Annotated in this window: 13 protein-coding genes and 2 pseudogenes; 4 read left to right on the forward strand and 11 right to left on the reverse strand. The window is 73.6% G+C overall.

Annotated features, from left to right (window positions below; genetic code table 11):
- Nucleotide 1: 1 nt before the first annotated feature.
- Nucleotides 2-736 (reverse strand): hypothetical protein, encoded by a 735-nt coding sequence (locus ESG85_RS21610; protein WP_128981742.1) that lies wholly within the window; start codon nucleotides 734-736, stop codon nucleotides 2-4.
- 695 nt (nucleotides 737-1,431) lie between these two features.
- Here ESG85_RS21610 and ESG85_RS21615 point away from each other — a divergent pair.
- Nucleotides 1,432-2,505 (forward strand): RNA ligase (ATP), encoded by a 1,074-nt coding sequence (locus ESG85_RS21615; protein ID WP_128981744.1) that lies wholly within the window; start codon nucleotides 1,432-1,434, stop codon nucleotides 2,503-2,505.
- A 198-nt stretch (nucleotides 2,506-2,703) separates the two neighbouring features.
- Here ESG85_RS21615 and soxR read toward each other — a convergent pair whose 3' ends face one another.
- On the reverse strand, nucleotides 2,704-3,168 hold the full coding sequence (soxR, locus tag ESG85_RS21620; RefSeq protein WP_128981746.1) for a redox-sensitive transcriptional activator SoxR: 465 nt from the start codon (nucleotides 3,166-3,168) through the stop codon (nucleotides 2,704-2,706).
- Nucleotides 3,169-3,287: 119 nt separating this feature from the next.
- On the opposite strand from soxR, the gene ESG85_RS21625 reads away from it, so the two are divergent.
- Nucleotides 3,288-3,749, forward strand: coding sequence for a MaoC family dehydratase (locus ESG85_RS21625; RefSeq protein ID WP_128981748.1), 462 nt, complete (start codon nucleotides 3,288-3,290; stop codon nucleotides 3,747-3,749).
- On the opposite strand, the gene ESG85_RS21630 is transcribed toward ESG85_RS21625, so the two are convergent.
- From ESG85_RS21630 to ESG85_RS21640, 3 genes and pseudogenes are all read right to left on the reverse strand, one after another.
- Complete coding sequence (locus ESG85_RS21630) at nucleotides 3,740-4,366, reverse strand: TetR/AcrR family transcriptional regulator (RefSeq protein WP_128981750.1); 627 nt, start codon at nucleotides 4,364-4,366, stop codon at nucleotides 3,740-3,742. The genes ESG85_RS21625 and ESG85_RS21630 overlap by 10 nt on opposite strands.
- A gap of 135 nt (nucleotides 4,367-4,501) precedes the next feature.
- Nucleotides 4,502-4,717, reverse strand: a pseudogene (locus ESG85_RS21635) (YiaA/YiaB family inner membrane protein); the annotation flags it as partial.
- A 60-nt stretch (nucleotides 4,718-4,777) separates the two neighbouring features.
- Entirely contained in the window at nucleotides 4,778-5,929 is a 1,152-nt protein-coding gene (locus ESG85_RS21640) for an acyl-CoA dehydrogenase family protein (protein WP_128981754.1), read from the reverse strand.
- Between the two features lie 105 nt (nucleotides 5,930-6,034).
- Between ESG85_RS21640 and ESG85_RS21645 the strand changes: the two genes are divergently transcribed.
- A complete protein-coding gene (locus ESG85_RS21645; RefSeq protein ID WP_128981756.1) occupies nucleotides 6,035-6,805 on the forward strand; it encodes a TetR/AcrR family transcriptional regulator in 771 nt (256 codons plus the stop codon).
- Between the two features lie 18 nt (nucleotides 6,806-6,823).
- Nucleotides 6,824-6,967: pseudogene (locus ESG85_RS21650) on the forward strand (transcriptional regulator); the annotation flags it as partial.
- 295 nt (nucleotides 6,968-7,262) lie between these two features.
- On the opposite strand, the gene ESG85_RS21655 reads toward ESG85_RS21650, so the two are convergent.
- The 6 genes from ESG85_RS21655 to ESG85_RS21680 all read right to left on the reverse strand — a co-directional run bounded on the left by ESG85_RS21655 (nucleotide 7,263) and on the right by ESG85_RS21680 (nucleotide 15,978).
- On the reverse strand, nucleotides 7,263-8,342 hold the full coding sequence (locus tag ESG85_RS21655) for a Zn-dependent alcohol dehydrogenase (protein ID WP_128981758.1): 1,080 nt from the start codon (nucleotides 8,340-8,342) through the stop codon (nucleotides 7,263-7,265).
- 56 nt (nucleotides 8,343-8,398) lie between these two features.
- Nucleotides 8,399-9,790 (reverse strand): aldehyde dehydrogenase family protein, encoded by a 1,392-nt coding sequence (locus ESG85_RS21660; RefSeq protein ID WP_128981760.1) that lies wholly within the window; start codon nucleotides 9,788-9,790, stop codon nucleotides 8,399-8,401.
- Between the two features lie 426 nt (nucleotides 9,791-10,216).
- Nucleotides 10,217-10,972 (reverse strand): class F sortase, encoded by a 756-nt coding sequence (locus tag ESG85_RS21665; protein ID WP_128981762.1) that lies wholly within the window; start codon nucleotides 10,970-10,972, stop codon nucleotides 10,217-10,219.
- A 157-nt stretch (nucleotides 10,973-11,129) separates the two neighbouring features.
- On the reverse strand, nucleotides 11,130-11,768 hold the full coding sequence (locus ESG85_RS21670; RefSeq protein WP_128981764.1) for a hypothetical protein: 639 nt from the start codon (nucleotides 11,766-11,768) through the stop codon (nucleotides 11,130-11,132).
- A gap of 255 nt (nucleotides 11,769-12,023) precedes the next feature.
- Entirely contained in the window at nucleotides 12,024-13,517 is a 1,494-nt protein-coding gene (locus ESG85_RS21675) for a CitMHS family transporter (RefSeq protein ID WP_128981766.1), read from the reverse strand.
- Between the two features lie 145 nt (nucleotides 13,518-13,662).
- Nucleotides 13,663-15,978 carry a molybdopterin oxidoreductase family protein gene (locus ESG85_RS21680; protein WP_128981768.1) on the reverse strand — a complete coding sequence of 772 codons (2,316 nt, stop codon included), beginning with the start codon at nucleotides 15,976-15,978 and terminating at the stop codon, nucleotides 13,663-13,665.
- Nucleotides 15,979-16,132 lie beyond the last annotated feature (154 nt).

Genomic DNA, 16,132 nt, shown 5'->3' on the forward strand with positions numbered 1-16,132 from the left:
TTCAGATCCTGCAGGCGGGTGGCGTGATGGCGGCGGTCCGGCGGAACAGCCTCTCGCGGGCGGCGGGGTCCAGCGAGTCCAGCGACGCGGTGATCCGCCGGCCGCCTGTGTCCCGCATCTCCAGCCGCTTGCGGGTCCTGCGTTCGACCAGCAGCAGCCCCGGCAACCGCTCGTAGCGGCAAGCGCGCTGAGCCCGGCGGACTGCTGCGGAGCGTTCGCCTTCCTCGTAGGCCAGGACGTCGGCCAGGACGCTGCGCGGCATCCAGAACCGGCGCCCACGGCCGCCCTTGGCGCATGCCTCCGCCAGCCGACAGGTGTAGTAGGTGCGGGTCTCGTCGTCGGCGGGCAGCTCCAGGCGCAGGACGCTGGCCCACTCACTCAGCCGCAGCCCGGTGCCGTAGAGCCCGTCGACGAATGCGCAGTCGCGCTGGCTGTTGCGCCCCCGCCACCCGTCGATCTCCCGACCGCGCAGGTCCAGTCCGCGCAGCCCGACGTCGACCCAGCGGGCGTAGCCGGCCGGGCCCAGCCACTTCACGTCCTTGCTGCGTACGAGATGCGGGCCTGCCTCGAACGATTCCGTCACCGGGCCCGGGTCAGGGCCGGGAACCTGCCGTCGGGCCACCGGATCGCTCACTCCGAACCGGACTCCGGCCCAGCGGTAGAGCGCGCTGATCGCGACCAGGTCGTCCAGCACCGTCCCGCCGGCCACGCGCCGGACGTTAGCCTCGGCGGTCATCCGCCAGAACGTGAAGCCGGCGACGTCCTCTTCGTCGGCGTCGCGCCAGGCCCGGCCCACCGCGTCAAGGAACCCCAGCCAGACGGCTACCGCGAAGGCGTCCTCCTCCGCGTGCCTGCCCTCGCGTTACGCATACGCGCCGAGGCGAAGAACCCGTTGACCTCCGGCACCGACCACCCATCGGCCCGCAGCAGCACCGGCTGCCCCGGCTGCGTACCGTGCATGTGCGCCCACTCCGCCGGCGTCGGCAGGCCCGTCAGCACCGGATCGGCCGCGTACCACGACACCCCCCGCCACGGGTGGCACCAATGCACCTGCCACCGCGCTAACGGCCCGGCTTGCACCTCAAGTTCATCGATCATCAATGAGTGACCACACACCCACTCACAGTCACTGAAATCCCGGCAACAGTTTCTTGTGGCTAGAGACCTCCCGGTCACCGAAGACGCCGGGCGTCTCCCGGCGCATGATCCCCGGACGCCCTCCCCGACGCGGCGGAGACCGGCGGCAAGGGGCGGGAAGGAGCGGCGCGTCGGGCGCGGCCGGGGTCCCCGGACGGGACTCCACCGGGTCGACGGGCGGCGAAGAGAGCGACGCTACCAGGCGATAAACCGTTCGCCCAGCGGAATGAGGAACCGTCAGAGTGGGCGCCGATGAACACCCACGGGAAACCCACCGAGCTGCCGGAGTCCTGAATGTCCACGCTGCGCGTCACCGCCGAGACCCTGACCGTCCACGACCATCCGAACGCCGACGCGCTCGAGCTCGCGCAGGTCGGCCTCTACCGGGCGGTCGTCGCGAAGGGTCGTTTCCGGACGGGTGACGTGGCGGTCTACATCCCGGAACAGGCCGTGCTGCCCGCCCCGCTGATCGAGGAGCTGGGGCTGACCGGACGGCTCGCCGGAAAGGCCTCCGACCGGGTCAAGGCGGTACGGCTGCGCGGGGAGTTGTCGCAGGGTCTAGTGTGCCTGCCGGCGGCGCTCGACGGGGTGGACCTGAAGCAGGCGGCACAGGACGGCACGGACTTCGCGGAGTTGCTCGGGATCACCAAGTGGGTACCGCCGATCCCGCCGACGATGAGCGGGGACGTGGAGGCGGCGCCGGATCTGCTGCCGTGGGTGGACATCGAGAACCTGCACCGCTTCCCGGAGATGTTCGAGCCGGGCGAGCCGGTGGTCCTCACCGAGAAGCTGCACGGCACGGCCTGCCTCGTCACGTATCTCGCCGAGGAGGAGCGGACCGTCGTCTCGTCCAAGGGTTTCGGCGCGAAGGGCCTGGCGCTGAAGGAGGATCCGCGCAACCTGTACTGGCGCGCGGTGCACGGCCACGGCCTGTCCGCGGTCGCGGCCCGGCTCGCCGCCCGGCTCGGCGCCCGGCGGGTCGGGCTGTTCGGCGAGGTGTACGGCGCCGGGGTGCAGGACCTGGCGTACGGGGCGAACGCCCGCTCCGACGGCGGCGTCGGCTTCGCGTTGTTCGACCTGTCCGCCGAGATCGACGGGCAGGTGCGCTGGCTCGATCCGGCCGAGGTGCTGGAACCGGGCGAACTCCCGCTCGTCCCACGGCTGTTCACCGGGCCGTACGACCTGGACACCGTCCTGGCGCTGGCGAGCGGCCGGGAGACGGTGTCCGGGACCGAGCTGCATCTGCGCGAGGGCGTGGTGATCCGGCCGGTCGCCGAGCGGTACAGCCCCGTCACCGGCGGACGCGCGATAGCGAAGGCGGTCAGCCCCGCCTATCTGACCCGCAAGGGCGGCACCGAGTACGAGTGACGCCCGCTTCCCGGACCGAGCGGGGGCCCGCCCACGGGGGTGGCGGGCCCCTGCTCCGTTTTCACCCCGCCGCGCCTTCTCCCGTGCTCCTCCACCCCGTACTCCCCCGCGCCGCACGCCTCCCACCTCGTACTCCTCCACCCCGTACTCCCCCCGCCCCGTACCCCTCCCACCCCGTGCTCCTCCGCCGGCCCGCCCCTACGCGTCCCGGCGTTCCGGCATCAGCCGCGAGCCGGTGAGGCGCTCGCCGAAGACGTCGTCGGGGTTGGACAGCACGCAGTTCTCCAGGGACAGACAGCCGCAGCCGATGCAGTCGCTCAGGTGGTCGCGCAGCCGCCCGAGCTGCGTGATCCGCTCGTCGAGCTCGGCGCGCCAGGTTCCGGAGAGCCGGGCCCAGTCCTCGCGGGTCGGGGTGCGCTCCTCGGGGAGCTGGGCCAGCGCGTCGCGGACCGTGGCGAGCGGGATGCCGACCCGCTGGGCGGCGCGGATGAAGGCGACCCTGCGGAGGGTGTCGCGGCCGTAGCGGCGCTGGTTCCCGCTCGTGCGGCGGCTGCTGATCAGGCCCTTGGTCTCGTAGAAGTGCAGGGCCGAGACGGCCGCGCCGCTGCGCGCGGACAGCTGGCCGACGGTGAGTTCGTGGATCTTCTCGGGAATCTGCGGCACCCGTCCGAGCCTACGTGAGGGAGCCGGTCTTCCCGGCGGCCGGTTCCGTTGACAGGAGCCCGCCCGCCGCACATGCTGAGCAAGCGCTTAGACACGTCCACCTGAGAGGGAGCGGGAACATGGCCGAGCCGAGGATCTTCACGTCCGCCGAGGAGCTGCGCGCCGGGATCGGCGAGCAGCTCGGCCCCAGCGAATGGCTGGAGATCGAGCAGAAGCGGATCGACCTGTTCGCCGAGGCCACGGGCGACCACCAGTGGATCCACGTCGACCCGGAGCGCGCCGCGGCCGGCCCGTTCGGCAGGACGATCGCGCACGGCTATCTGACGCTGTCCCTGCTGCCCGTCCTGGTGCCGCAGATCATGCGGGTCGAGGGCATGAAGATGGGCCTCAACTACGGCACGAACAAGGTCCGTTTCCCCGCTCCCGTGCCGGTGGGTTCACGGCTGCGCGCCACCGCCGTGCTCACCGAGGTGACCGAGGCCGGCGGCGGCGTGCAGGTCACGGCGACGGTGACGGTGGAACGGGAGGGCGGCGACAAGCCGGTCTGCGTCGCGGAGTCGGTCTCCCGCTACTACTTCTGAGCGCCGACCATCCGCAGCACGAGGTCCGCGTAGAGCGCGCCGACCTCGTCGGCGGTGTGGCGGCCCTGGGTGTTGAACCAGCGCGAGACGTCGATGCACAGGGAGAGCACCGCGACGGTGGTGCCGGCCACGTCGGGAACGTCGAACTCGCCCGCCGCCACGCCTTCGTTGAGGATCCGCCGCACGGTCGCCTCGGACTCGCGGCGCAGCGCCACGATCTCGGTGCGGTGCTCGGGGCCGAGGGCGTCGAGCTCGTACTGCACGACCCGGGCGGTGGTGTGCCGCTCGGCGTGCCAGCGGACGAAGGAGCGCACGGCGTCGGCGAGCCGCTCGGCGGCCGTGCCGGGGCCGTCGGCGGCGGCCCGCAGGATGTCCAGGGCCTTGTCGTGACCGATCCGGCTGATCCGGTGGAGCAGCTCTTCCTTGGTCTTGTAGTGGATGTAGAGCGCGGCCGGGCTCATGCCGGCCCGGCCCGCGATGTCCCGGGTCGTCGTGGCGTGGTAGCCGCGCTCGGCGAACGCGTCGACGGCCGCGACCAGCAGACGCCGGGCGGCCTCGGGCGTGACCTCACCCCACGGGATGTCCTCGCCGCCGGGCGTCTCCTCCGCCGCGCTCATCGCACACTCCTCTTCGGGCCGTCCAGGGACGAACACCATACAACGACGGTGAGCAAGCGCTTAGAGACCGCGGAGAGGCAGCGCCCGGGGGACGCTCGGAGAGGGCGCCCCGGGGGACGCTCAGAGAGGGCGGGTGCCGGAGTCCTGCCGGTCGCGGACGACCTTGGCGAGGGTGAAGGCGGACGTGGTGAGGTAGAGGACCGCCACGGCGAGGAAGGCGCGCACCCAGGCGCTGGCATCGAGCTTGTAGATCCCGACGGTCACGGCCAGCAGGGCGAGACCGAAGGAGACCACGGCCTGCACGTAGTAGGCGGCGGTGTTCTGCTGCTGCTTGACGAATGGATCGCTCATGGGGAACACCATCGGGCGGGTGTGGCCCTCGCCACATCCGCCCTCGTACTCAGGGGGTACTCAGAACGCCGACACACCCGTCAGCGCCCGGCCGATGATGAGCTTCTGGATCTGGCTGGTGCCCTCGTAGAGCGTCATGACGCGGGCGTCCCGGAGCAGCTTGCCGACCGGGTACTCGTCGATGTAGCCGTAGCCGCCGAAGACCTGGAGGGCGTTGTTCGCCGCACGCACGGCGGCCTCGGAGGCGTACAGCTTGGCCTGGGACGCGGCGGTGGCGAACTCCTGGCCGCGGTCGACGAGGTCGGCGACCCGCCAGGTGAGCAGCCGGGCCGCGTCCACGTCCACGGCGATGTCGCTGATGAGCTCCTGGACCAGCTGGTACGAGGCGATGGGCCGGCCGAACTGCTCGCGCTCCCCCGCGTAGCGCACGGCCGCGTCGAGGGCGGCCTGGGCGATGCCGACGCAGCCCGCCGCGACCGACATCCGGCCCTTGGCGAGGGCGGACATGGCGACGGAGAAGCCCTTGCCCTCCGGGCCGAGCATCGCGCTCGCCGGCACCCGGACGCCCTCCAGGACCAGCTCGGCGGTGGCCTGGCCGCGCAGGCCGAGCTTGCCGTGGATGGTGCGGCGGGTGAGGCCGGGGGTGTCGGCGGGGACGAGGAAGGCGGAGACGCCCTTGTGGCCGGGCGCGGCGCCGGTGCGGGCGAAGAGCAGCACGACGTCGGCCCAGGTGCCGTTGGTGATGAACATCTTGCCGCCGTCGATCACGTACGCGTCGCCGTCGCGGACCGCCCTGGTGGTCAGGTTCCCGGCGTCGGAGCCGGTGCCGGGCTCGGTGAGGCCGAAGCAGCCGACGGCCTCGCCGGAGGTGAGACGGGGCAGCCAGGCGCGCTTCTGCTCCTCGGTTCCCCAGGCGGCGACGGTCTTGGCGACGAGACCGAGGGAGACGGAGACGATGCCGCGGACCGAGGAGTCGCCGCGGCCGAGCTCCTCGGTGACGAGGCAGTAGGAGAGGTGGTCGCCGCCGGAGCCGCCGTACTCCTCGGGGACGGTCAGGCCGAGGAAGCCGACGGCGCCGAGCTTCCCCACGATCGCCCGGTCGACGCTCTCCGCGCGGTCCCAGGCGACGGCGTGCGGGGTGACCTCGCTGGCGACGAAGTCCCGCGCGAGCCGCCGTACGGCCTCCTGCTCCTCGCTGAGCTCCAGGTTCATCGCGCCGCCTCCCGCCGCTGCCCGGCGGCCGCCCGCCGACGGGTCGCCGTCCGGGCTGTGCCCGCACTTTAATTACCACTGCTAGTTTTATGGCTCCCGCCTACTATGTGCGCCATGGCCCGACCGCGCAAGCCCCTGCTCAGCCGAGACCGCATCGTCGAGACGGCGGGAGCGCTCGTGGACGCCGAGGGGCTCGCCGCCCTCTCCACCCGGCGTCTCGCGGCCGAACTGGGCGTCAGCGGCCCCTCGCTCTACAACCACTTCCGCACCAAGGACGAGATCCTGGACGCCGTCGCCGACGGCGTCAGCGCCAGGATCGACCTGTCGATGTTCGCGCCGGAGGACTCCCGCGACTGGCGAACCGCCCTGCACGACTGGGCCGTCTCCTACCGCGCCGCGCTCACCGACCACCCGAACCTCGTTCCGCTGCTCGCCCAGGGACCGGGCCGCCGCCCGGCCGGCCTCAGGGTCGCCGACGCCGTCTTCGGCGCGATGGTGCGGGCCGGCTGGCCGCCCGCCCAGGCCACCCGCATCGGCGCCCTGATGCGCTACTTCATCACCGGCTCCGCCCTCGGCTCCTTCGCCCGCGGCTTCGTCGACGACGAGGCCGCCTACGACCCCGCCGACTATCCGCACCTCGGCCAGGCCCACCTGCTCGCGGAGCGCCGCGAACAGGTCGACGAGAGCGCCTTCGAGGCGGGGCTGCGGGCACTGCTCGACGGCCTCGCCCTGCAGTACGAGACCCGTGGCCAGGCCGCCGGCCACGACGTCCTCCAGGACGGCGACCGGAACGCCGGCCGAGGCGCCGGCGAGGACCTCGCCCACGATGCCGACCAGCGCACCGGTCAGGACGCTTCGGCCACGACCGAAGCATGAGCGCGGCGCCCTGACGGCATGGCTCCCCGACACCTCGCCGCCCTCGCCGCCCTGTTCGCCGACGAGACCCGCGCCTCCTTCCCGCTCGCCCTCCTCGACGGCCGGGCCTGGACCGCCGGGGAGCGGGCGCTGCACGGGGAACTGGGCATCGAGGCCGCGACGCTCCGCTGACCGGCGCCGACGCGCCACGCGACGCCGCGGGCGACCGTGCGGTGACCGGGCCGGTGCCGCCAGGCGACGCCTCGGGCGACACCGCGGTGACCGCCGAACCGTCCGCGCCCCACGGTCGTGCCATGCCGAACCAGCCGCCCTCCGCCCCCTCTTCCGGTTCCTCCTCCGCCTCCGGACCGTCCTCTTCCGGGTCTGCTCCCGGCCCGTCGGCGAGTCCCCCACGGTGTCCCGGTCCCGGCCGCGCGCCGTCGCCGGATCCCCGGACGCCGCCGGCTGACCCGTACGGTCAGAAGACGACGAGCGCGCGGCCGCCCTTGCCCGCGAGCATGTTCTCGAAGGCGCCGGGGATGCCCTCCAGGGTGATCCGCTCGGTGACCAGGGCGCCGAGGTCGAGCCGGCCGGCCCGGATGTGCTCGGCCAGGACCGGGAGGTCCGCCGCCGGGTCGGAGTTTCCGTACACGCAGCCGGACAGGGTGCGGCCCCAGTGGAAGAGCTCCAGCGCGTTGAAGGTGACCTGCTGGTCCTTGCCGCCGATGCCGACGACCGTGGTGCGGCCGCCGCGCCGCGTGGCGTCCCAGGCCGTGCGGATGGTGGCGGCGCGGCCGACGCACTCGACGGACACGTCGGCGCCGTGGCCTCCGGTCAGCCGCCGGATCTCCTTGGCGGTGGTCTCGGAGGCGAGGACGTAGTCGGTGGCTCCGGCGGCCCGGGCCAGGGCCTCCTTCGCGGGCGAGACGTCGACCGCGACGACGGTCGAGGCCCCGGCGATCCGCGCGGCCTGGAGAGTGGCGAGGCCGACGCCGCCGACGCCGAAGACGGCGACGGACTCGCCGGCCCGCACCCGCGCGGAGTGGTGCACGGCGCCCCAGCCGGTGAGGACGGCGCAGCCGAGGAGGGCGGCGTCGGTGAGCGGTACGCCGTCGGGGACGGGCAGCACGCAGTTCGCCGCGACGACGGTCTCCTCGGCGAAGGCGGCGACGTTGAGCCCGGGGTGGAGCCCGGTGCCGTCCTCGGTGCGGGCGTACACGTTCGCCGCGCCGGTCAGCGCGTTCGCGCAGAGCCAGACCTCGCCGAGGCCGCAGTGGTGGCAGGCGCCGCAGGACGGCGCCCAGTTGAGGACGACGCCGTCTCCGGGCGCGACGTGGGTGACGCCCTCGCCGACGGAGACGACCGTGCCGGCGCCCTCGTGGCCGAGGACGGCGGGCACCGGCACCCGCATGGTGCCGTCGGACAGCGACAGGTCGGAGTGGCAGACCCCCGCTGCGGCGAGCCGGACCCGGACCTGCCCGGGGCCGGGCTCGGGCAGGTGGATGCCGGTGATCTCCAGGGGAGATCCGACGGCGGGCAGGACGGCGGCGCGGATCACGCGTGGGCTCCTTCGGTGCGTACGCGGTCGGGAACGTGCGGTCGGTCGGAACGTCCTCAGAACTGCAGGGACTTGGTCTGGAGGTACTCGGCGAGGCCGTGCGCGCCGAGCTCGCGGCCGACTCCTGACTGCTTCCAGCCGCCGAACGGCGCCAGCGGGTTGAAGCGGCCGCCGTTGATGTCGACCTGGCCGGTCTCCATGCGGCGGGCGAAGGCGACGGCCTCCTCGGGTTCGCCCCACACGGCGCCGGCGAGCCCGTACACGGTGCCGTTGGCGATGGCGAGGGCGTCGGCCTCGTCCTCGTAGCGGATGAGCGAGACGACCGGCCCGAAGATCTCCTCCTGGGCGATGGTCATGTCCGGGGTGACGTCGGCGAAGACGGTCGGCGAGACGTAGTAGCCGGTGTCGCGCGGGGCGTCGGGGCCGCCGGCGACGAGCCGGGCGCCCTCCGCGAGGCCCTTCTCGATGTAGCCGCGGACCCGGTCGCGCTGCCCGGCGCTGACGAGCGGGCCGACGCGCTCGCCGGGGACGTACTTGGCGACGGCCGCGGCGGCGAGACCGACCGCCTCCTCGTACCGGTCGGCGTGCACCAGCATCCGGGTCCAGGCACTGCACGTCTGGCCGGAGTTGGACATGACGTTGGCGATGCCGACGGCGACGGCCTTGCCGAGGTCGGCGCTGGGCAGGATGACGTTGGCGGACTTGCCCCCGAGTTCGAGGGCGACGCGCTTGACGGCGCCGCCGGCCAGCGCGCCGATCTTCCTGCCGACGGCGGTGGAGCCGGTGAAGGAGACCAGGTCGACGCCGGGGTGCTCGGCGAGGGCCTGTCCGGCGACCGTGCCCAGCCCGGTGACCAGATTGAAGACTCCGGCCGGTACGCCCGCCTCGTGGACGACCTCGGCGAACAGCTGGGCGGTGAGCGGAGTGTCCTCGGCGGGCTTGAGGACGATCGCGCAGCCGGCGGCGAGCGCCGGGGCGACCTTGGCGACGATCTGGTGGAGCGGGTAGTTCCAGGGCGTGATCGCGGCGACCACGCCGACCGGCTCGGAGTAGACGGTGGAGTTGCCGACCTTCTCCTCGAAGGCGTGGGTGGCGGCGAGTTCGGCGTACGAGCCGGCCACGGCGATCGGCAGTCCGGTGTGCACGGCGGCGGCGAGCTGCGGCGGGGCGCCGAGCTCGGTGGTGACGGTGGCGGCGATCTCCTCGGCGCGCGCGGCGAGCGCGTCGCGCAGGGCGGCGAGCCGGGCGGCCCGCTCGGCGGGCGGAGTGGCCGCCCAGCCGGGGAGGGCTGCGCGGGCGGCGCGCACGGCGGCGTCGACGTCCTCGGCGGTACCGGCCGGGACCCGGGCGACGACCTGCTCGGTGGCAGGGTCGATCACGGGAACGGTCTCCGTGGAGGCGGCGGGGCGCCACTCCCCGCCGATGTACATCGCGTCGTGGGCCTTCATCCGCCGTCTCTCCTCGCGTGTCGGGCACGGGTACGGGTACGCGCGCGGCCGTGCGGCGCGCACGCCGACCGGCCGGCCGGCCGGGCCGGAGCGCCGGCGCCGGGCGGCCGTTCACGGCTGCCGGGACCGCGCACCGAAGACCCAAACTAGCGCTGTTAGTTTTCCGGCGCCAGGGGGTCCTGCCCTGAGCGTGCTCCCACCCCCGCGTTCCCGATCCCGCACGGCGCTGGACACCGCACGATCCTTGCACCGCACGGTCCTCGGCACCGCACGATCCTCGCCACCGCACGGTCCTCGGCACCGCACGATCCTCGGCACCGCACGGTCCTCGCCACCGCACGGCTCCGGGTACGGCGAAGACCTCCTGCGCGGCGGAGCTCTGCGGCTCCGTCGCGCACGGAGGTCTTCATGACCCGCCGGCCCGGGTCAGATCTGCCGGTCGACGCCCGTGAGGTGGGCGAAGACCACGATGTTGGAGGCGTAGCCCTCCTTGCGGTCGAAGGCTCCGCCGCAGGTGAGGACGCGGAGTTCGGGACGCTTGGCGGGTCCGTACACCTCGTCGCTGGGGAAGGCCGACTTGGCGTACGTACGGACCCGGTCGACGGTGAAGACGGCGACGCGTCCGTCGGCTCGGGCGACCCGGATCGTGTTGCCGGGGTTGAGCGCGTTGAGGTTGATGAAGATCGCCGGTCCGGTGCGGGTGTCGCGGTGGCCGACGACGACGGCGGTGCCGCGTTCCCCCGGCGAGACGCCGTTGGCGTACCAGCCGACGACCCGGGGGTTGTCGACGGGCGGGGTGGCGAGCCGGCCGGAGCCGTCGAGGCCGAGGTCGACGACGGGCGCCTCGACGGTGATCGCGGGAACGGCGAGCGTGGTGGGCCGCGATCGGTTCAGGGGCGCGGGCGGGCGCTGGGGCTTCGGCGCGACGGCCGCGCCACGGGCCCCGGGCCCGGCGGCGGCCGGGGCGGCGCCCGGATGACCGGACGCCCCCTTGCCGTTGCCGCCGTTGCCGTCGGCGGCCTTTCCGTTGGCCGCCTTTCCGTTGGCGGCGCTGCCGCCGGCACCGGGTCCGTCGCCGTTCGCGCCGCCGTTCGTCGTGACGCCGTGGGCGGCGAGCGCCGGGCCCGCCGGCTCCTCGCCCTGGGCCCACCAGACGCCGCCGACGACCAGGGTGACGGTCACGGCGACGGTTCTGGCGAGCCGGAGGAGCCGGCGCTGCCGCCGGGTGGTGCGCCCGCGCCGGGCGGACCCGCGCGGGTGGGGCCGGCGCGGGCTCCGCCCGTACGGGGACGGGGCCGTGGCCCGGCCGGCGGGCGCCGCCGCGCGCGGGAGGTCGGACCTACGCGGCGCCATCGTTGCGGCGGCGCGAACGGCGGATGAGGATCAGGCCGGCGGTGCCCGCGAGACCCGCGGCGATGGCCGATCCGACGCCGAAGGCGGAGCCGTCAGTGGTGGAGGAGGCCGGGTCGGCCGCTCCGCCGCCACCGGCACCGACCGGCCCGTGCGGCGGCTTGTGGTGCGGCGGCTTGCTGGTCGGCGGCGTGGTGGTCGGCGGCGTGGTGGGCGGGGTCACGCACTCGACCCGGAACACCTTGCTCTTCTTGGCGCCCTGCTGGCCCTCCCAGGTCCACTCGACCTTGTACATGCCGTCGGGCAGCGACATGTCGGCGGTGTAGCCGTCGCCGTTCTGGTCGAGGACGATGCTGCCCGTCTTCACGGGCGTGTTGTTGCCTGGCTGGTTGAAGATCTGCCAGTCGACGTCCTGGAGGCCGTCGAAGTTGAAGGCGGCGATGTGGAACTCGCAGACCTTGGGGTCGTTGCTCGGGTCGGGCTCGACCGTGCCCTTCTCGTGGATCTTGATGTCACCGTTGTCGCCGGGCGCGGCGAACGCCGAGGGTGCGGCCACGAGGGCGGTGGAGCTGATCACGAGCGCGGTGGCGGCGGTGGTGAGCAGGGGACGGAGCGCCGGAACGGTCATGCGGGAATCCTCCAGTCGGTCAGGTATCGGATCTCTCGGGCCGATAATCTGACTATTGGTCACCGCATGGCCGCGGAGGGCGACACCGTGCCGTGGCACCCTCCGACTTCCACCCGTCCGGCCCCCGGCGCCCCCCGTCCGGCCCTCTCCTCCGGCTCCGCCCGACCGCGCCCGACCCCGGTCCGACTCCTGTCCGACTCCTGCCCGGCCCTGGTCCAGCCCTTGGTCCGGCCGGTCCCGGCCCGGCCCGCGGGCTCAGATGATCCCGAACAGGATGCCCGCCGCGAGCACCACCAGCGAGGTCAGCGCGGCCCACTTCACCGTGAACCGGGTGTGGTCGCCGAACTCCACCTTCGCCATGCCGACGAGCACGTACACCGCCGGGACGAGCGGGCTCGACATGTGCAGCGCCTGGCCGACCAGGGAGGCGCGGGCGATCTCCAGCGGGGACACGCCGTGCGCCGCTCCCGCCTCGGCGAGCACCGGCAGGACGCCGAAGTAGAAGCCGTCGTTGGACATGAAGTACGTGAGCGGCAGGCTGAGCACGCCCGTGACCAGGGCCATGTGCGGGCCCATGCCCTCGGGGACGGCTCCGACCAGCCAGTCGGCCATGTGCTTCACCATGCCCGTACCGGTGAGCACGCCCGTGAACACGGCGGCGGCGAAGACCATGCCGGCGACGTTGAGGACGTTGTCGGCGTGGGCGGCGAGCCGGGCCTTCTGAGCGGCCGGCCGGGGGAAGTTCACGGTGAGCGCGAGCGCGGCGCCGATCAGGAACAGCACCGGGATCGGCAGCAGTTCCGTGATCATCGCGGTGAGCAGGGCGACGGTCAGGCCGGCGTTGAACCAGTACAGCCGGGGGCGGAGCGTCTCGCGGCGCGGGTCGAGCCCCTGAAAGCCGGCCTCGGTCCCGGCGTCCGCGTCCACGTCCACGTCCGCATCCGCATCCGCGGCCGTGTCCGGGGCACCGGGCCCGCCGCCCGTGCAGCCCCCGCCGCTGCCCGTACCAGCACCGCCAGCGCGGCCCTTGCCCGCGCCCTCGCCACCGTCGGCCGTGCCGCCCTCGGCCGTGCCGGCGCCGGCCGCGACCAGCACGGTCTCGCTCCGCGGCGCGAGGACCTCGTCCAGGCTGAGGTGGCCGATGCGCCTGCGCTCGCGCCGGCCCAGGACGTACGCGAGGACGAAGACGAAGAGCAGTCCGACGCCGAGCGCCGGGATCATCGGGACGAAGACGTCACCCGCGTCGAGCTTGAGCGCGGTGGCCGCGCGGGCCGTCGGGCCGCCCCACGGAAGGGTGTTCATGACGCCGTTGGCGGTGGCGGCGACACCGGTCATGACGACCAGGCTCATCCCGAGCCGCTTGTAGAGCGGATACATCGCCGAGACCGTGATCATGAAGGTGGTCGAGCCGTCGCCGTCCAGCGAGACGATCGCGGCGAGCAGCGCCGTACCGACCACCACGCGTACCGGGTCGGCCTTGCAGAAGCGCAGGATGGCGCGGACGATCGGGTCGAAGAGACCGACGTCGATCATCACGCCGAAGTAGACGATCGCGAACATCAGCATCGCGGCCGTGGGCGCCAGCTTGCCGACGCCCTCGACGACGTAGTCGCCCAGCTGGGCGCCTTGGCCGACGGCGACGCAGAACAACGCGGGAATCAGCACGAGCGCCGCGATCGGCGACATCTTCTTCATCATGATCAGGACCAGGAAGGTCGCGATCATGGCGAAGCCGAGGATGGTCAGCATGGGAGGGACACCTCACGTTCACCCTTGAACTCCCGCCAGAGCGGCGGTGCGGATGACGGTAGGTGCCGCCGTCATCCGTGAACAAGACGTCGACGCGTGAGCAATACGAGCAAAACCCCAGGTCACAGCATGGGTGACGGCCAGGTCACGGTGTGGGCGACGGAACGGGGCCGACCCGCACGGGGAAGCCGTTGAGGACGGCGGTGCCCGACAGGGGGTCGAGCCGCGAGCCGTCGAGCAGCTGGTTGACGTTGACTCCGGGGTCGCCCGCGGCGACGCCGAGCCGGGTGCCGGGACGGTCGTGGCCCCAGCCGTGCGGCAGGCTCACCACACCGGGGCGCACGGCGTCGGTGATCTCCACCTCGGCCTCCAGCTCGCCGCCCTCGCCCCTGACGAGCGCGGGGGCACCGGCCGTGAGCCCGAGCCTGGCCGCGTCGTCCGGATGGACCTGGAGGGTGCAGCGGTTCGAACCGCCGGTCAGCGCCGGGATGTTGTGCAGCCAGCTGTTGTTGGAGCGCAGGTGGCGCCGGCCGACGAGCCGAAGGGTGCCGGACGCGCCGTGGGATCCGGCACGGGGCTCGGCATCGGCGTCCGCGACGGCGTCCGCGACGGCGTCCGCGACGGCGTCCGCGACGGCATCCGCGTCGGCGTCCGCGTCGAGGGCCGCGCGCAGCCTCGGCAGGTCGGCGGCGATCGGCGCGGGCAACAGCTCGATCCGGCCGCTGCGGGTCTTCAGCAGTCCGGGCAGCCGCGGCCGGAGCGGCCCGAGGTCGATGCCGTGCGGAGCGGCGCGCAGCACGTCGAGGGTGAGCCCGTGGGAGCGTGCGTACGGGCCGAGGCGCAGCATCAGGTCGAGGCGCCGCTCGGGCCCGGTGGCTCCGGCGAGACGCGCGGCCACTTCCTTGGGGTCCTCTCCGTACACGGGCGAGTGCTCCTGTGCGACGGCCTTGGCGAGCATGGTGTCGACGGCCAGGTCGTCCACGGCGGACGGCGGGGCACCGTGCATCCCCGAGACGGCGAGGATCAGCCGGGCGTGGATCTCGCACTCGTCCATGCGGCCGTCGGCGAGCGGCAGGGCGGCCGGCGTGTACCGGACCTGGTTGCGTACGGCGAACTGGTTGAAGGCGAAGTCGAAGTGCGCACTCTGCGAGGGCGGCGGCGGGGGCAGCAGGACGTCGGCGTGCCGGGTCGTCTCGTTGAGGTACGGGTCGACGGCGACCATGAAGTCGAGGGACTCCAGGGCGGCGTCGAGGCGGCGGCCGTCGGGCGCGGACAGGACGGGGTTGGCGGCGACGCTGATCACCGCCCGGATCCGCCCCTCCCCCGGTGTGTCGATCTCCTCGGCGAGGGCAGCCAGCGGCAGTTCGCCCTTGGCCTCGGGCCGGCCGGAGACCCGGCTGGTCCAGCGACCGAGCGCGAAACCCTTGCCGGGGCCGGCGGGCCGGGGCGCGGGAGCGGTCGCGGACAGCGGGAAGAGGGCGCCGCCGGGCCGGTCGAGGTTGCCGGTGAGGACGTTGAGGACGTCGACGAGCCAGTTCCCGAGCGTGCCGTACGCGACGGTGGACGCGCCCATCCGCCCGTACACGGCGGCGGTGGGTGCGGCGGCGAGTTCGCGGGCGGTGGTACGGATGGCGTCCGCGTCGAGGTCGCACGCGGCGGCCACCGCCTCGGGGCTGAACTCCCGTACGGCGTCCCGGACGTCGTCGATGCCTTCGACGTGGTCGGCGAGCGCACCCGGGTCCGTGAGGCCCTCGGCGAAGAGGGTGTGGACGAGGGCCGCGAGGAAGAGCGCGTCGGCGCCGGGGCGGATGGCGAGGTGGCGGTCGGCGAGCCGGGCGGTGCGGGTGCGCCGCGGGTCGACGACGGTGAGGGTGCCGCCACGGCGGCGCAGCGCCTTGAGCCGGCCCGGGAAGTCGGGTGCGGTGCACAGACTGCCGTTGGAGTCCAGCGGGTTGGCGCCGAGCATCAGGAGGTGGTCGGTGCGGTCGAGATCGGGCACGGCGATGGCGAAGGCGTCGCCGAAGAGCAGTCCGCTGGAGACGTGCTTGGGCATCTGGTCCAGCGTGGAGGCGGTGAAGAGGCTGCGGCTGCGCAGGGCGCCGACAAGGAGCGGCGGATAGAGGGCGCCGGCGACGGTGTGGGCGTTGGGGTTGCCGAGGACGATGCCGACGGCGTGCGGCCCGTGTTCCTCGACCAGCGGGCGGATCCGGGCGGCGACGACGTCGAACGCCTCGGCCCAGTCGGCCTCGCGGAGGGTTCCGTTCTCGCGGACGAGCGGCCGGGTGAGCCGGTCGGGGTCGGCGTCGATGGCGGGGAACGAGGCTCCCTTCGGGCAGACGAAGCCCTGGCTGAAGACGTCGTCCCGGTCGCCGCGCGCACCGGTGACCCGGTCGCCGTCGAGCGTGAGGGTCAGCCCGCAGGTCGCTTCGCACAGGGGACAGATGCGCAGGGCGGTGGACATGGTGGTCTCCCTGGGGCGGCGGCGACGACGGTGACGCGCGGGCAAGCGCGAGCATACCGACCAGTAGGGACGCCCGACAGACCCCGCGGCGCACCGCTCGGGACCGGACCGACAGGCCGCCGGGGGCGGAGGCGCCGGGCGTCAGACCCCAGGC

Source organism: Streptomyces roseicoloratus, from assembly GCF_004117935.1.
GTDB lineage: Bacteria > Actinomycetota > Actinomycetes > Streptomycetales > Streptomycetaceae > Streptomyces > Streptomyces roseicoloratus.

Coding starts and splice junctions, on each gene's coding strand:
- ESG85_RS21610 (WP_128981742.1), bottom strand. CDS start 736: ATGACCGCCGAGGCTAACGTCCGGCGCGTGGCCGGCGGGACGGTGCTG.
- ESG85_RS21615 (WP_128981744.1), top strand. CDS start 1,432: ATGTCCACGCTGCGCGTCACCGCCGAGACCCTGACCGTCCACGACCAT.
- ESG85_RS21625 (WP_128981748.1), top strand. CDS start 3,288: ATGGCCGAGCCGAGGATCTTCACGTCCGCCGAGGAGCTGCGCGCCGGG.
- ESG85_RS21630 (WP_128981750.1), bottom strand. CDS start 4,366: ATGAGCGCGGCGGAGGAGACGCCCGGCGGCGAGGACATCCCGTGGGGT.
- ESG85_RS21640 (WP_128981754.1), bottom strand. CDS start 5,929: ATGAACCTGGAGCTCAGCGAGGAGCAGGAGGCCGTACGGCGGCTCGCG.
- ESG85_RS21645 (WP_128981756.1), top strand. CDS start 6,035: ATGTGCGCCATGGCCCGACCGCGCAAGCCCCTGCTCAGCCGAGACCGC.
- ESG85_RS21660 (WP_128981760.1), bottom strand. CDS start 9,790: ATGAAGGCCCACGACGCGATGTACATCGGCGGGGAGTGGCGCCCCGCC.
- ESG85_RS21670 (WP_128981764.1), bottom strand. CDS start 11,768: ATGACCGTTCCGGCGCTCCGTCCCCTGCTCACCACCGCCGCCACCGCG.
- ESG85_RS21675 (WP_128981766.1), bottom strand. CDS start 13,517: ATGCTGACCATCCTCGGCTTCGCCATGATCGCGACCTTCCTGGTCCTG.
- ESG85_RS21680 (WP_128981768.1), bottom strand. CDS start 15,978: ATGTCCACCGCCCTGCGCATCTGTCCCCTGTGCGAAGCGACCTGCGGG.